The following is a 13,469-nucleotide window of genomic DNA, read 5'->3' as shown; positions in this document are numbered from 1 at the left end:
TCACCTGGCTCGCGCTGAAGCGCGGCCGAGCCCCGCACGGATGCGAGGGCCCTTGGAACGGGTCGTGCAGGACAAGGGGACCTGCTCATCCGGACCGCGGACCGTCCATGAATCTTCTGGCGTACGGCGCCGAGCTGCCCGAATCGCAGCCGACACCGGCAGTGCGCGAGCGCTATCCGCTGCTACCGGGCCCGCGAGGGCCGCGGAGCCGTGCGCCCTATATCCCGGTCCCCGCCAAGTACACGCTCTCCCTGCTGTTCGCGATCATCTGGACCGCGCTCAGCGTCTGGCTGTCGGTGCCCTGGGTCAATGGCCTCGCCGGCATCGTCGGCGCGCCCGCCGCGATCGGCGCGATCACGTTCATCGCCTACGTCCCCGGTTTCATGCAGGCCTTCCTGCTGGCGACGATCTCGCTGGACCGCCGGCCCGCGCTTCGCGACGCGTCCCGCTATCCGCCACTGACGATCCTGATCGCCTGCTACAACGAAGCGGAGAACATCGCCGACACGCTGCGCAGCATCGGCGCGCAGGACTATCCGGGCGCGCTCGAAATACTCGTCATCGACGACGGGTCGACGGACGAGACCGTCGCGATCGCGAAAGCCACCGCAGCGCAGCCCGACCTCCTGCCCGAACGTTTCGACGTCCACGTCGTCCTTGCCGAACGCAACGAGGGCAAGGCGGCCGCTCTCAATCGCGGGCTCGCAATCGCGCGGCACGAACTCGTCGTCACCATCGACGGCGATTCCTATCTCTACGGCGGCGCGCTGCGGCACATCGTCGAACGCTACCTCGGGGACCCCGCCGGCACGCGTGCGGTGGCCGGTGCGGTGCTGGTGCGCAACTCGCGCGATACGTGGATCGCCCGCGCGCAGGAGTGGGATTACTTCCACGGCATCGCCGCGGTAAAGCGCATGCAGAGCATGTACCACGGCACGCTGGTCGCGCAGGGCGCGTTCTCCCTTTACGAACGCGAAGCGCTGCGCGAGATCGATGGTTGGCCCGAAAGTGTCGGCGAGGACATCGTGCTGTCGTGGGCGATGCTCAAGCGCGGCTGGCGCATCGGTTATTGCGAGGACGCGGTGCTGTTCACCCGCGTACCGGAAAAGCTGCGCGTGTTCGCGCGGCAACGCCAACGCTGGTCACGCGGCATGCTCGAAGCGTTCAAGGCGCATCCGTCGATGCTGTTCAAGGCGCGGATGACCACGCTCTTCATCTGGTGGAACGCATTCTTCCTGCCGCTCGACCTCGTCTACTCGCTGATCTTCATTCCAGGCGTGTTCGCGGCGATCTTCCTGCACTGGTACTACATCGCCGGCCCGATGACGCTGGCGGTGCTTCCGCTCGCGCTGGTCTGGAACGCGATCATCTTCCGCGTCCAGCGGCGCATGTTCCGTCGACAGGAACTTCGCGTCCGCCGCAACATCTTCGGCTTCCTCTTCTACATGCTGATCTATTCGATGCTGCTGCAACCGGTATGCGTGCTCGGCTACATCAAGGAAGTCTTCGGCGTGCACAAGCGATGGGGAACCAAGTGATGCGCGCCGCATGCGCGCTGCTCGCGCTCGTTGCCGCCGCGGCTTTCGCGCAGGACGCGGATCCGCGGCCCGCCGCCGGCGTCGACCTGTTCCTGTCGAACGACGCCGACAACACCGAAGTCACGCGTATCGGCGTCACCGCGGACTGGGCGTTCGTCGATGCGCAGCACTACCGCGGCATCGAACTCGAACGCGCGCGCATCTCGCCGCTCGGCGGCCCGGCGCACCAGTTCGACCGCGCGTTCCTGCGCTTCGCCGGAACGTCGACAACCTGGGAGTGGAGCGGACGCGTCGGCACCGACGGCGACCGATTGCTGGGCTCGACGAGCTTCGTGCGCCCGGGCCGCCATCGCAGCGAGTTCTTCGTCGAACGCGATGTGCTCGAGACGCGCAACGGCGTGGCGACGGGCCAGACGGTGACCTTCGCCGGCGCCGCGATCGACCTCCCGGTCGGCGAGGGTGACCACCATCAGGTCACCCTGCTCGGCGGCGTGCAGGATTTCGACGACGGCAACCTGCGTACGCACCTGCGCGCGAACTACGTGCAGACGCTGTCGGAGCGGATCGGGCTGTCGGGCCAGCTGCGCCTGCGTGCGTTCCACGACAGCTCGCCGCATGCGGGCGACTACTTCGCGCCGGGCGACTACATCGAACTAATTCCGGCGCTGCAGCTGCGCCACCGCCTGAGCGGCGGCTGGGTGGGCAGCCTGGTCGCCGGCTGGGGCCGCCAGCGCCAGACCGGCGCCGACTGGCGACCGTCGCGGCTCTCACAGGCGACCCTGACCAGCCCGATCCGGCCCGGCCGCAGCTACCTGCGCGCGACGTTTTCGTACAGCGATACCCCGGGCGTCGCGGGCACCGGCTATGGCTACCGGCAGGGCACGCTGCAGTGGGTACGGCCGTTCTGATGATCGGTTTCGCGAGACCGAACGGGACGCAAGGCCGCACGTCGAGCGCGCGCCGGGACGTCCGAGCCGGCGGATGACCCGACCCGGCGTCGTTACCGCAACCTCACGGTGTCCGAACGCAGAAAAGCCGGCCACGCAGGGCGTGGTCGGCTTTCGTTCTGCATCAACGCGCGCCGGCGAACCGGCGTCGCGGATCAGTACATGCGCTGGCGCTTGGTCACGTCGCGCGACGAACGGCGCGCCTGACGCTTAACGGCCGCAGCGGCCTTGCGCTTGCGCTCCTGCGTCGGCTTCTCGTAGAACTCGCGCTTGCGGGTCTCGGCGAGCACGCCAGCCTTCTCGCAGGTGCGCTTGAAACGGCGCAGGGCAAACTCGAAAGGCTCGTTTTCGCGGACTTTGACGCTCGGCATAGGAATCTCGGTGATTAGGACCGCCAGCTCACGAGGCTGGCGAGCCGCCTATGATATCGGCCTGCCCCGCGGCGCCGCAAGCCGCCGCTCTCACTTTTTCGTCATGCCGCCCGCCGCAGGCCACGGCAGGACCGCCGAAACGAGGCCAAGTCCTTGAAAGTACTCGGAATCGAGACCAGCTGCGACGAGACCGGTATCGCCGTCTACGACACCGCCGACGGCCTGCTCGCCCACGCGGTCTACAGCCAGATCGCGCTGCACGCGCAGTATGGCGGCGTCGTGCCCGAACTCGCCAGCCGCGACCACGTTCGCAAGACGCTGCCGCTGATCCGGCAGACGCTGGCCGAGGCCGGCATCGCCACCACCGACCTGGACGGCATCGCCTACACCGCGGGCCCGGGGCTGGTCGGCGCGCTGCTGGTGGGTGCTGGCGTGGCGCGCGCGCTGGCGTGGTCGCTCGACGTGCCGGCCGTCGCCGTCCACCACATGGAAGGCCACCTGCTGGCGCCGCTGATGGACGACGCCGACCAGCGCACTGCGCTGCACGCGGGCCTCGCGCCCGAACCGTTTGTCGCGCTGCTGGTGTCGGGCGGTCACACGCAGCTGGTCGGCGTCGATGCGGTCGGCCGCTACCGCCTGCTCGGCGAGACGCTGGACGACGCCGCCGGCGAGGCCTTCGACAAGACCGCCAAGCTCATGGGCCTGCCCTATCCCGGCGGCCCGCAGTTGGCGGCGATCGCGGAAAACGGCCGGCCCGGCGCGTTCAAGTTCTCCCGGCCGATGACCGACCGCCCCGGCCTCGACTTCAGTTTCAGCGGCCTGAAGACGCAGGTGCTGCTCGCCTGGCGCGACTCCGACCAGAGCGACGCCACCCGCGCCGACATCGCCCGTGCGTTCGAGGACGCCGTGGTCGACACGCTCGCCATCAAATGCGCACTCGCGCTCGATGAAACCGGCTTCCGGCGGCTCGTCGTGTCGGGCGGCGTGGGCGCCAATCGCCGCCTGCGCGCGAAGCTGCAGGAACTCGCGGCCAAGCGCGACGCCGTGGTCGGCTTCCCACCGCCGGTGCTGTGCACCGACAACGGCGCGATGATCGCGTTCGCCGGCGCGCTGCGCCTGCAGGCCGGCCAGCACGCGGACCTCGGCGTGCACGTGACGCCGCGCTGGGACATGTCGACGCTGCCGGCGGTCGAGATCGCGCCGGCATGAGTGCACATCGCGCGGCGCCTCCGTAGCATCGCCGCACCGCATCCGGACGCCGCCATGGACCACGTCTTCATCGAAGGCCTCGAGATCGAGGCGCTGATCGGCATCTACGACTGGGAACGCCGCGTGCGCCAGCCGCTGGTGTTCGACCTCGAAATGGCCTTCGACAACCGCATCCCGGCCGCGAGCGACGACATCGCGCACACGCTGAACTACAAGGACGTGAGCACGCGGATCCGCGATTACGTGGCCGCGTCGGGTTTCGGCCTTGTGGAAACGCTGGCCGAGCGCATCGCGGAAATCGTGCTGGCCGAATTCCCCGTGCAGCACCTTCGGCTGAAGCTCAGCAAGCCCGGCGCGGTGCGCGGCGCGCGCGCGGTCGGGGTGATGATCGAACGCTCGCGCGCAGCATGAGCGGACGCGCCTACCTGAGCCTCGGCAGCAACGTCGAGCCCGAGCGCCATATGCGCGCCGCGATCGCCGCTCTGCATGCGCGCTTCGACAATCTCGTGGTGTCGCCGGTGTACCGCACGCCGGCGGTGGGTTTCGACGGCCCCGCCTTCCTCAACGCCGCGGCGATCATCGACAGCGACCTCGAACCGCAGGCGCTGAACGACTGGCTGCACGCGCTCGAGGACGCGCACGGCCGCGATCGCAGCGGCCCGCGTTTTTCCAACCGCACGCTCGACATCGACATCGTGCTGTTCGACGACCGCGTGCTCGACGGCGCCGGCAACCTGCGCATTCCCCGTTCCGAGCTGAAGCATGCGTTCGTATTGCGTCCGCTCGCGGACATCGCGCCGGATGCGGTCGTGCCGGGCACCGGACGCACGCTGGCCGCGTTGTGGGCGGAACATGCCGAGCATGGCTTGGCCGGCGACGTCGTCAGTCTGGTTTGAGAACGAAGCCATCGTCGTCGCGCGGCGGCAGCGCCGCGAGTTCGGTTTCGATCCATGCCCTCGCCTCGTCCAGCGCACCGAACACGTCGAAGTTGAAACCCAGCCGGCGGCCGATGATGAAGCCGATGCGGCCGGGATCGACGAGCTGCGGCGGCATCACCAGCGCCATCACGAAGCCCTGCACCTTCTCGGCCGCGGCCGCCCATTCGAAGACGCTGTCGATGCGCAGCGCGAGCGAAGGGCGCTCGACGCCGTGCCACTCATGGAAGTCGACCAGCACGCCACGCTTGCCCGCGGCACAGGCGTCGTCGATGGCCGCCGTGGTGGCGGCGCGCGCCGCGTGCAACGGAAGGTCGCTGCCGGGGCGGACGTAGAGATAGGCGCTGGTGTCGCGATCGTTCGGCATGGCGGTAGGCATCGACGTGCCACCCGACTTACGCACGCCCGCCGCCGTGCCCGGGTGAAGTCAGCCCACGATCGTCCGCCCGCCGTCCACGGCCACGACCTGCCCCGTGCAATAGCGCGCGTCGAACAGTAGCCAGCGCACCGCGTCGGCGATGTCCTCCGGCGTGCCGGTGCGTGCGAGCGGGGTGCGCGCGAGCATCGCGTCGCGCGCGGCGGTGTCGCCGTCGTTTTCCGGCCACAGGATCGCGCCCGGCGCGACCGCGTTGACGCGCACGTCCGGGCCGAGCTCGAGCGCGAGCGACTTCGTCGCCATCACCAGCGCGGCTTTCGCCATGCAATACACCGCGTGCCGCGGCAGCGGCCGGTCGGCATAGATGTCGACGATGTTGACGATGGCGCCCCGCGTCGCACTCAGGTGCGGCGCGGCGGCCTGAGCGAGGAAGAACGGCGCGCGCGCGTTCGACGCGAACAGCTCATCCCACTGCGCCGGCGTGACGTCGCCGAGCGGCGTCTGCCGGAACGTCGATGCATTGTTGACGAGCCCGTCGAGACGACCGAAGCGTCCGACCGTGTGCGCAATGAGTTCGGGAAGACGATCGAACTCGCCGAGGTCGGCCTGCAGCGGCAACGTCGATCCCGGTCGTGCGCGCTCGAGTTCGTCGCGCAATGCCAGCGCCTCGCCAGCCGAAGCGCGGTAGTGCAGCGCGATGTCGCATCCCGCGGCGTGCAGCCCGCGCGCGATCGCCGCGCCGATCCGCCGCGCCGCGCCCGTGACCAGCACTACCGGGCGTGCATCGCCTGTCGCCATCGCCTGCATCGACGCTCCTTACCGCAGCCGTCCCGTATCCTGCGCGAGTCTCCCACGTCCCGTGTCCCGATGCCGATCGATCCTGCTGCGCGCGCCGCGTCCGAGCTGCCGACACCCGACGAGGCCGCGCAGGCGCACAGCCGGAAACTGGCCGCGCATATCGACGCCGAGATCGCCGCGGCCGGCGGCGCGATTCCGTTCTCGCGCTTCATGGAACTCGCGTTGTATGCGCCCGGGCTCGGCTACTACAGCGCGGGCGCGACGAAGTTCGGCGAAGCCGGCGACTTCGTCACCGCGCCGGAACTCGGTCCCGTGTTCGCCGCCTGCGTTGCCGATGCCGTCGCGCCGGTGTTGCAGCAACTGGGCCCGAGCGCATTGATGCTGGAACTCGGCGGCGGTACCGGCGCGTTCGCGCAGGTCGCGCTGATGCGGTTGCTCGAACTTGACGCATTGCCGGCGCGCTACCTGATCCTCGAACCGTCCGCGCAGTTGCGCGAACGCCAGCGCGCGCGGCTGTTCGAGCGCCTGCATCCCATGCTGTTCGAACTGGTCGAATGGATAGACGGCCCCGTTCCACACGACTGGAACGGCGTGCTGTTCGCCAACGAGGTCATCGACGCGCTGCCGACGCCGCGTTTCGGCGTGCGCGGCAGCGAGGTGATGGAGCACTACGTCGCCAGCGACGGCGAGCGCTTCGTGACGCAATGGCGTCCCGGTGATTCGATGCTGCTGCAGTCGGTCCGTCATATCGAGCGTCGACTCGGGCGATCGTTGCCCGACGGCTACGTCTCCGAAGTGCTGCCGCAACTGCCGTACTGGATCCAGGCGGTGGCGGGCGGGATGCAGCGCGGCGCGATGCTGTTCGTCGACTACGGCTATGCGCGCGGCGAGTACTACGCCGACGAGCGCCGCGACGGCACGTTGCGCGCCTTCTATCGCCACCGCATGCACGACGACGTATTCGCATGGCCGGGCCTGCAGGACCTCACCGCGTCGGTGGATTTCACCGCGCTGGCCGAAGCCGGCGTGTCGGCGGGCTTCGACTTCGCCGGTTACTGCTCGCAGGCGAGTTTCCTGCTCGGCAACGGGCTGGCCGGCGTGCTGTCGCGCATCGAGCACATCGACGACGAGTCCGAACGCCTGCGCCGCACCAACGAGGTCAAGCACCTGACGCTGCCGAGCGAAATGGGCGAGCGTTTCCAGGCGATGGGGTTCTCGAAGGACGTCGAGTTCGGCGCGGCATTCCTGGTGGGCGACCTGAGCCATCGCCTGTGACGTCGCGTCCGGCGTGGGCGATGCCCGTGTGGATCGCGATGTTCGTCGCGATCACGGTCGGTTCGCTGCTGCCCGCGCACGACCTGCCGCCGCCCGCGTTCGACGGCATGGACAAGCTGGAACACGCGCTTGGCTACGCACTGCTCGCCGCATACGGCACGCGGCTGTATCCGGCGCGATGGCTGCGCGTGCTCGTCGGCGTGATCGCGTTCGGCATTGCGATCGAGATCGCGCAGGGCGTGTTCACCACGACCCGTTCGGCCGACCCGCTCGACGCGATCGCCGATGCGTTCGGCGCAGCGATCGCGCAGGCGGCGTGGCGCTGGCGGCGACGGGGCGCTGAACCGTCGCCGTAGCGGCTGCAGATCGTGTGATTCGCGCGAAAATCGCGTGATAACCTCGCGACGATGACGACGATTCGCCGCCCGATCCTTCGCTCGCTCACCTGTGCACTCGTGCTTGCCGCTGCCTCGTGCGCGGTGCAGCCGCCGAAAGCACCGGGCACGCTGCCGCCTCCAGCCGCAACACCCGCGCCGGCGCCGCTGCCGCCGCGCGTGCCGTTCGAAGTCGCGCGCGCGAAGTTCGTGCAGGACACCGCGCAGCAGTACGGCATCGATCCTGCGTACATCCAGTCGGTGCTCGCCAACGCGCGGGTCCGCGATTCGATCGTCGCGGCGATGTCGCGGCCGGCCGAGGCGAAGCCGTGGCGCGACTACCGCCCGATCTTCCTGACCGATGCGCGGATCAACGGCGGCCGCCAGTTCCTCGCGGACAACCGCGCGGACCTCGCCAGCGCCGAGGCGCGCTTCGGCGTGCCCGCGGAGATCATCACCGCGATCATCGGCGTCGAAACCAGCTACGGCGCGAACAAGGGCAGCTATCCGGTCGTCGATGCGCTCTACACGCTGGCGTTCTCGTATCCGCGCAGCGGCGACCCGGCCAAGGCGGCGCGCGAGGAGCAGCGCGAGCAGTTCTTCCGCGGCGAACTCGGCCAGCTGTTCGCGCTAGGCAAGGAAACCGGTTTCGACATCACCCAGCTCAAGGGCAGTTACGCCGGTGCGATGGGCTGGGGCCAGTTCATGCCGTCGAGCTATCGCGAATTCGCGGTGGATGCCGATGGCGACGGCCGTCGCGACCTGTTCGACAGCCGGGCCGACGTATTCGCGTCGATCGCCAACTACTTCGTGAAGAAGGGCGGGTGGACGCGTGGCGGCCCGGTCGCGGTGCGCGCGACGCACGATCCGGCGATGCCGGCGTTCGAGCCCGATGCGCTCGATCCGATCTACACGCTCGCCGACCTGCAGGCGCGCGGCTACCGTCCGCTTGGGCCCGTACCAGCGAATGCGACTGCGATGCCGCTGCGTTTCGACGGCGCCGATGGCGTCGAATACTGGCTCGGCTTCCGCAATTTCTACGCGATCACCCGCTATAACATCTCGAAGCATTACGCGATGGCGGTGTACCAGCTGGCCGAGTCGATCGCCGGCCGCGACATACCGCCGCTTCCTGCCGCCGCATCGGGAACTGCTCCGGCCCCATGAAGAACATCGTCGTCGTGCTGGTCTGCGCGGGCCTGGTCGCCTGCGCGAGTGCTCCGCGCCCATCGTCATCGCCGGCGCCGAGCGTGTCGGTCGTGCAGGCGCCGCCGACTGCGGCAGGACATGACTGCAGCTGGTACCGCCCCGCCGAGGAAGACGTCAGCAAACGTGGCGATTACGTCGCTGGCGGGTTGTACCGGCCCGACGAGAACGATCGCGTTCCCAACGCCATTCCCGACATCGACTGCATTCCCGAGCCGCAGGTCGTCGCGCTGCCGCGCTCCAAGCTCGGCAACAAGCCGGTGTATTCGGTGCTCGACAAGCAGTACCGCGTGCTCGACGACACCCGCGGCTTCGTCGAGGAAGGCCTCGCGTCGTACTACGGCGAGAAGTTCCATGGTCGACGCACCTCGAACTGGGAGGTGTACGACATGTACGCCTTCAGCGCCGCGCACAAGACGCTGCCGATTCCGAGCTTCGCGCGCGTCACCAACCTGGCCAACGGCCATTCGGTGGTGGTGCGCGTCAACGATCGCGGCCCGTTCCACGAAGGCCGCGTGATGGACCTCAGCCTCGCCGCCGCGGTGAAGCTCGGCATCTATCCGGCCGGCACCGGCCGCGTGCGCGTCGAAGCGCTGCAGCCGGGCGACACCGCCACCGGCACGACCTTCGCGTCGACCACGCCCGCCGCGACCGCGCCGTCCAGGCCCGCGCCCACACCCACCGCCCTCGACGTCGCCACGCGCGATTACCGCTATGCGATGCGCGCCGCCGACGGCACCGCACAGACGCAGGGTTTCGAGGACTGGATGGCGCAGCGCGGCGTGCACGTCGCCACCGGCAAGCCGGCGGCGATCGCGCCGTCGACGACGCAGGTCGCGTCGGCGGATCGCACCGTGATCGCGCCACCGGCCGCTGCGCCGGTGCTCGTGCCGCCGCCGGTGTCGGTAACGCCGCTGCCGCCGCCAGCCGGGAGCAGCGCCCCAGTCGCCAGCGCGCCGGTCGCCAGCGCGTCCGACGACGCGGTGGTCCTGCAGGTCGCCAGCTTCTCCGCGCGCGACAACGCCGATCGCGCGCTCGCCACCCTGCGCAGCGCCGGCATCGCCGACGCCCGCCTGTTCGACGCCGTCGCCAAGGGCCAGCCGATCTGGCGCCTGCGCATCGGTCCGCTGCCCGCCGCTTCCGAGGCGGAACTCGCCGCGCGCGTCCGCGGTCTAGGCTTCGCCACGCCACAACGCGTCCACGACTGATTCGCCGCGCGGGTTTCGCCCGCGGCGTCGACGCGTCCAGAATGTCCGTCCGCATCCGTTCGATCGCCGCCCGCCGGCCCGGAGTCCCGTCACGATGAAGTCCCCCGTCCGCCTTGCCGGCCTGCTCGCCGCCGGTTTCTCCCTGACGCTCGGCCTGGCCGTTGCCCAGACCGGCCCGGTGCCGAACAACCAACCGCCGCCGGCCATCGACGAGCTGCCCGTCCCGCCGCCGCCGGCGGTGCAGGCCAAGGCGTGGATCCTCATCGACTACGCCAGCGGCAACGTGCTCGCGGGCGAGAACTACGACACGCAGGTCGAACCGGCGAGCATCACCAAGGTGATGACGAGCTACGTCGTCGCCGCCGAACTCAAGGCCGGCAAGGTCAAGCGCGACGATCAGGTCATGATGACCGAGAACGCGTGGCGCAAAGGCGGCGCGGGCACCGAAGGCTCGTACTCGGGCTTCGAGGTCAACAAGACCGCGCCGCTGATCGAGATGGAAAAGGGCATGGTCGTGCAGTCGGGCAACGACGCCGCCATCGCGCTGGCCGAGCACATCGCCGGCAGCGAGGACGCCTTCGCTTCGCTGATGAACGCCTATGCCACGCGCATCGGCCTCAAGCACACGCACTGGATGAATCCCGACGGCTTGCCCGCCGAAGGCCATTACACGACGGCGCATGACCTCGCGCTGCTGGGCCGCGCGTTGATCCACGACTACCCCGAGTCGTACGCGCTCAACAAGATCAAGGAATACACGGTCGGCCCGATCACGCAGAACAATCGCAACCGCCTGCTGTGGCGCGATCCGTCGGTCGACGGCATCAAGACCGGCCACACGGGCACCGCGGGTTTCTGCCTGATGGCGTCCGCGCAGCGCGGCGACCAGCGCCTGGTGTCGGTGGTGATGGGCGAGCCGTCCGACGACCAGCGCATCAACGATTCGCAGGCGCTGCTCAACTGGGGCTTCCGCTTCTTCGAGACGCACAAGCTCTACGACGCCGGCAAGCAGGTCGCGGTGCAGAAGGTGTGGAAGGGCCAGCAGAACGAAGTGCGACTCGGCCTCGCCGAACCGATGCTGGTGACGCTGCCGCGCGGTCGCTACCAGCAGCTCAAGCCGGTGATGGACGTGCCGAAGCAGCTCGTCGGCCCGATCGCCAAGGGTCAGAAGATCGGCATGGTGCGGGTGATGCTCGGCAACAAGGTGCTCGCGCAGCGTCCGCTGATCGCGCTCGATGCGGTGGAGGAAGCCGGCTTCTTCAAGCGCCTCTGGCACGAGCTGCTGATGTGGTGGAACTCGTAAGCACCACGCATGGTGTTGACTGAAAAAGCCGGCCTCGTGCCGGCTTTTTCGTCTTAGCGATTCTTTAGCGCGACGAACCGATCGGCGGTGTCTTTACTGCCGCTATGCTTGCGGCCGGCGCGCCGCGCCGACGACCCAACTGCCAGGAAGCACACCGCAATGACCGTACGGACCGCCACCCTCCTCGCCCTCGCTTTCGTTGCCCTGCCGGCCGCCGCGGCCAGCGTCAACGAAGTCCGCCAGCAGCAGACCGCGCAGATCCCGACGTGCGCGCGTCCGCTCGGCACGATCTCGGTGCTCGAGCCGGAAGATGCGGTCAACTGGTGGACCGGCCAGCAGCTCGAAGCACCGAGCAAGCTCATCAAGCTGTTCGTCGCCAAGTCGCACTGCTTCACGCTGGTCGATCGCGGCGCGGGCATGAACGCGGCGATGCACGAGCGCGAACTGGCCGCCAGCGGCGAGCTGCGCAACCGCTCCAACATCGGCAAGGGCCAGGTCAAGGCCGCCGACTACGTGATGGTTCCGGACCTGGTCAACGCCAACAACAACGCCAGCGGCGCGAATGTCGGCGGCCTGCTGGGCGGCCTGATCGGCGGCCGGGCGGGCGCGGCCATCGGCGGCCTGAACTTCAAGAGCAAGACCGCCAACGTCGTGCTGACCGTGACCGACGTGCGTTCGTCCGAACAGGTCGCGATGGCCGAGGGCAACGCCAAGAAGACAGACCTCGGCTGGTCCGGAAGCGGCGTCCTGTTCGGCAGCTCGGGGCTCGGCGGCCTGGGCGCCGGCGGCTACGCGAATACCGAAGTCGGCCAGGTCATCACCCTCGCCTACCTGCAGGCCTATACCGACGTGATCGCCCAGCTCGGCGGGCTGCCGGCCAACGCCAGCGCCGCCAACGCGACGCAGGCCGTCACCGTCGCCAAGCCCGCGCGCCTCTTCAGCGACGCGGCCGGCAAGGGCAAGGTCGTGCGTGCGCTCGACGTCGGCATGATGCTGTACCCGACCGGCCAGAAGCAGGGCGCGATGTGGGAGGTCGAAGACGAGTTCGGCAACAAGGGCTGGGTCTCGTCGATGCTGCTGCAGATGTCGAAGTAAACCCGTCACGATGCGCGGAAAGCCGGCGGCCGCCGGCTTTCCCGGTTCTGCGACGCTGGTCCGGCCGCTGTAACAAAAGGGCACAGGACAACGCGTGCCGTTTGCGGCAATGTCGAAGTGCGTCGCCTGCATGAACCGACGCCATATCCCTGACCTTCGACAGGCTCCATTGCGAGCCGTCAGTGGCACCGTATCCATTTCCCGCCAGGATTTTCCGTATGAAGACGATGTTGCTCGCGTTGATGCTCGTGACTGGCGCCGCCCAGGCCCAGATGGCTGACACGACGTCGACGAGCGCCACGCAGGCCGCGGCGTCCGACACGACGCAGCCGGCTGCGGCACCGAAGGTCGCCGACGACAGCGACAAGAAGATCTGCAAGCTCGAACGCGAACTTGGAAGCAATCGCGCCAAGCGCGTCTGCCATACGCGCGCCGAGCTCGACGCGTCTTCGGCGGCATCGCGCGACGCGCTGTCGGCCGCCCAGCGCGGTCACTGAGTCAGCCGGTAGGGGTTCGCTTGCGATCGACGCGGCGGCCCCCATAGTGGGCGGATGGACATCCATTCCGACAACCCCACGCACGGGTACCAGTTCCCGGGTGAATTCGAACTCTCCGCGATGGGCCCGGCCGAGGCCGGGCTCGAAGTCACGTTGCCTCGCCTGCTGTCCGACGCGGGCGTCGACGTGCTGCACGAGGACGTGACCTGGAAGCCGTCGTCGAGCGGCAAATACGTTTCCGTGCGCATCCGCTTCCGCGCGAACAACCGCGAAGAGCATGAGCGTGCGCACGAGGTGCTGCGTGGGCATCCGGAAGTGAAGTGGACGCTGTAACCGC

At 68.8% G+C, this 13,469-nt stretch carries 16 protein-coding genes; 13 read left to right on the top strand and 3 right to left on the bottom strand.

Annotation, left to right across the window (positions count from 1 at the left end):
* Nucleotides 1–107: 107 nt before the first annotated feature.
* Nucleotides 108–1,538: a glycosyltransferase family 2 protein gene (locus ACKTTN_RS12135; protein WP_407910157.1), complete on the top strand. Its 1,431-nt coding sequence runs from the start codon at nt 108–110 to the stop codon at nt 1,536–1,538.
* A complete protein-coding gene (locus tag ACKTTN_RS12130) occupies nt 1,538–2,446 on the top strand; it encodes a hypothetical protein (protein WP_407910156.1) in 909 nt (302 codons plus the stop codon). The genes ACKTTN_RS12135 and ACKTTN_RS12130 overlap by 1 nt, the downstream gene beginning before the upstream one ends.
* A gap of 194 nt (nt 2,447–2,640) precedes the next feature.
* On the opposite strand, the gene rpsU is transcribed toward ACKTTN_RS12130, so the two are convergent.
* On the bottom strand, nt 2,641–2,856 hold the full coding sequence (gene rpsU, locus ACKTTN_RS12125; RefSeq protein ID WP_115647413.1) for a 30S ribosomal protein S21: 216 nt from the start codon (nt 2,854–2,856) through the stop codon (nt 2,641–2,643).
* A gap of 153 nt (nt 2,857–3,009) precedes the next feature.
* Here rpsU and tsaD point away from each other — a divergent pair, with 153 nt between their 5' ends.
* Genes tsaD through folK form a run of 3 tightly spaced genes read left to right on the top strand, consistent with a single transcriptional unit; the run spans nt 3,010 to nt 4,961 of the window.
* On the top strand, nt 3,010–4,065 hold the full coding sequence (tsaD, locus tag ACKTTN_RS12120; protein ID WP_407910155.1) for a tRNA (adenosine(37)-N6)-threonylcarbamoyltransferase complex transferase subunit TsaD: 1,056 nt from the start codon (nt 3,010–3,012) through the stop codon (nt 4,063–4,065).
* Nucleotides 4,066–4,119: 54 nt separating this feature from the next.
* A complete protein-coding gene (folB, locus tag ACKTTN_RS12115; RefSeq protein WP_407910154.1) occupies nt 4,120–4,476 on the top strand; it encodes a dihydroneopterin aldolase in 357 nt (118 codons plus the stop codon).
* Nucleotides 4,473–4,961, top strand: coding sequence for a 2-amino-4-hydroxy-6-hydroxymethyldihydropteridine diphosphokinase (folK, locus tag ACKTTN_RS12110; protein WP_407910153.1), 489 nt, complete (start codon nt 4,473–4,475; stop codon nt 4,959–4,961). The genes folB and folK overlap by 4 nt, the downstream gene beginning before the upstream one ends.
* Here folK and ACKTTN_RS12105 read toward each other — a convergent pair.
* Both ACKTTN_RS12105 and ACKTTN_RS12100 read right to left on the bottom strand, forming a co-directional pair.
* Entirely contained in the window at nt 4,948–5,367 is a 420-nt protein-coding gene (locus tag ACKTTN_RS12105) for a hypothetical protein (RefSeq protein ID WP_407910152.1), read from the bottom strand. The two genes, folK and ACKTTN_RS12105, sit on opposite strands and share 14 nt — an antisense overlap.
* A gap of 60 nt (nt 5,368–5,427) precedes the next feature.
* Complete coding sequence (locus ACKTTN_RS12100; RefSeq protein ID WP_407910501.1) at nt 5,428–6,174, bottom strand: pteridine reductase; 747 nt, start codon at nt 6,172–6,174, stop codon at nt 5,428–5,430.
* Nucleotides 6,175–6,243: 69 nt separating this feature from the next.
* On the opposite strand from ACKTTN_RS12100, the gene ACKTTN_RS12095 reads away from it, so the two are divergent.
* The 8 genes from ACKTTN_RS12095 to ACKTTN_RS12060 all read left to right on the top strand — a co-directional run bounded on the left by ACKTTN_RS12095 (nt 6,244) and on the right by ACKTTN_RS12060 (nt 13,465).
* Entirely contained in the window at nt 6,244–7,449 is a 1,206-nt protein-coding gene (locus ACKTTN_RS12095) for a class I SAM-dependent methyltransferase (protein ID WP_407910151.1), read from the top strand.
* Nucleotides 7,446–7,805, top strand: coding sequence for a VanZ family protein (locus ACKTTN_RS12090; protein ID WP_407910150.1), 360 nt, complete (start codon nt 7,446–7,448; stop codon nt 7,803–7,805). The genes ACKTTN_RS12095 and ACKTTN_RS12090 overlap by 4 nt, the downstream gene beginning before the upstream one ends.
* Before the next feature lie 51 nt (nt 7,806–7,856).
* Nucleotides 7,857–8,990, top strand: a complete 1,134-nt coding sequence (gene mltB, locus ACKTTN_RS12085; RefSeq protein ID WP_407910149.1) for a lytic murein transglycosylase B — start codon at nt 7,857–7,859, stop codon at nt 8,988–8,990.
* Nucleotides 8,966–10,237, top strand: a complete 1,272-nt coding sequence (locus ACKTTN_RS12080) for a septal ring lytic transglycosylase RlpA family protein (protein ID WP_407910500.1) — start codon at nt 8,966–8,968, stop codon at nt 10,235–10,237. The genes mltB and ACKTTN_RS12080 overlap by 25 nt, the downstream gene beginning before the upstream one ends.
* A gap of 94 nt (nt 10,238–10,331) precedes the next feature.
* A complete protein-coding gene (locus tag ACKTTN_RS12075) occupies nt 10,332–11,540 on the top strand; it encodes a D-alanyl-D-alanine carboxypeptidase family protein (protein ID WP_407910148.1) in 1,209 nt (402 codons plus the stop codon).
* Between the two features lie 159 nt (nt 11,541–11,699).
* A complete protein-coding gene (locus ACKTTN_RS12070; RefSeq protein WP_407910147.1) occupies nt 11,700–12,635 on the top strand; it encodes a CsgG/HfaB family protein in 936 nt (311 codons plus the stop codon).
* A 218-nt stretch (nt 12,636–12,853) separates the two neighbouring features.
* A complete protein-coding gene (locus ACKTTN_RS12065) occupies nt 12,854–13,132 on the top strand; it encodes a hypothetical protein (RefSeq protein ID WP_407910146.1) in 279 nt (92 codons plus the stop codon).
* A 54-nt stretch (nt 13,133–13,186) separates the two neighbouring features.
* Nucleotides 13,187–13,465 (top strand): DUF493 family protein, encoded by a 279-nt coding sequence (locus ACKTTN_RS12060; protein WP_407910145.1) that lies wholly within the window; start codon nt 13,187–13,189, stop codon nt 13,463–13,465.
* Nucleotides 13,466–13,469: the final 4 nt, after the last annotated feature.

The organism is Lysobacter claricitrinus, assembly GCF_045866565.1.
Lineage (GTDB): Bacteria > Pseudomonadota > Gammaproteobacteria > Xanthomonadales > Xanthomonadaceae > Cognatilysobacter > Cognatilysobacter claricitrinus.
This window is presented reverse-complemented; position numbering and strand designations above follow the sequence as displayed.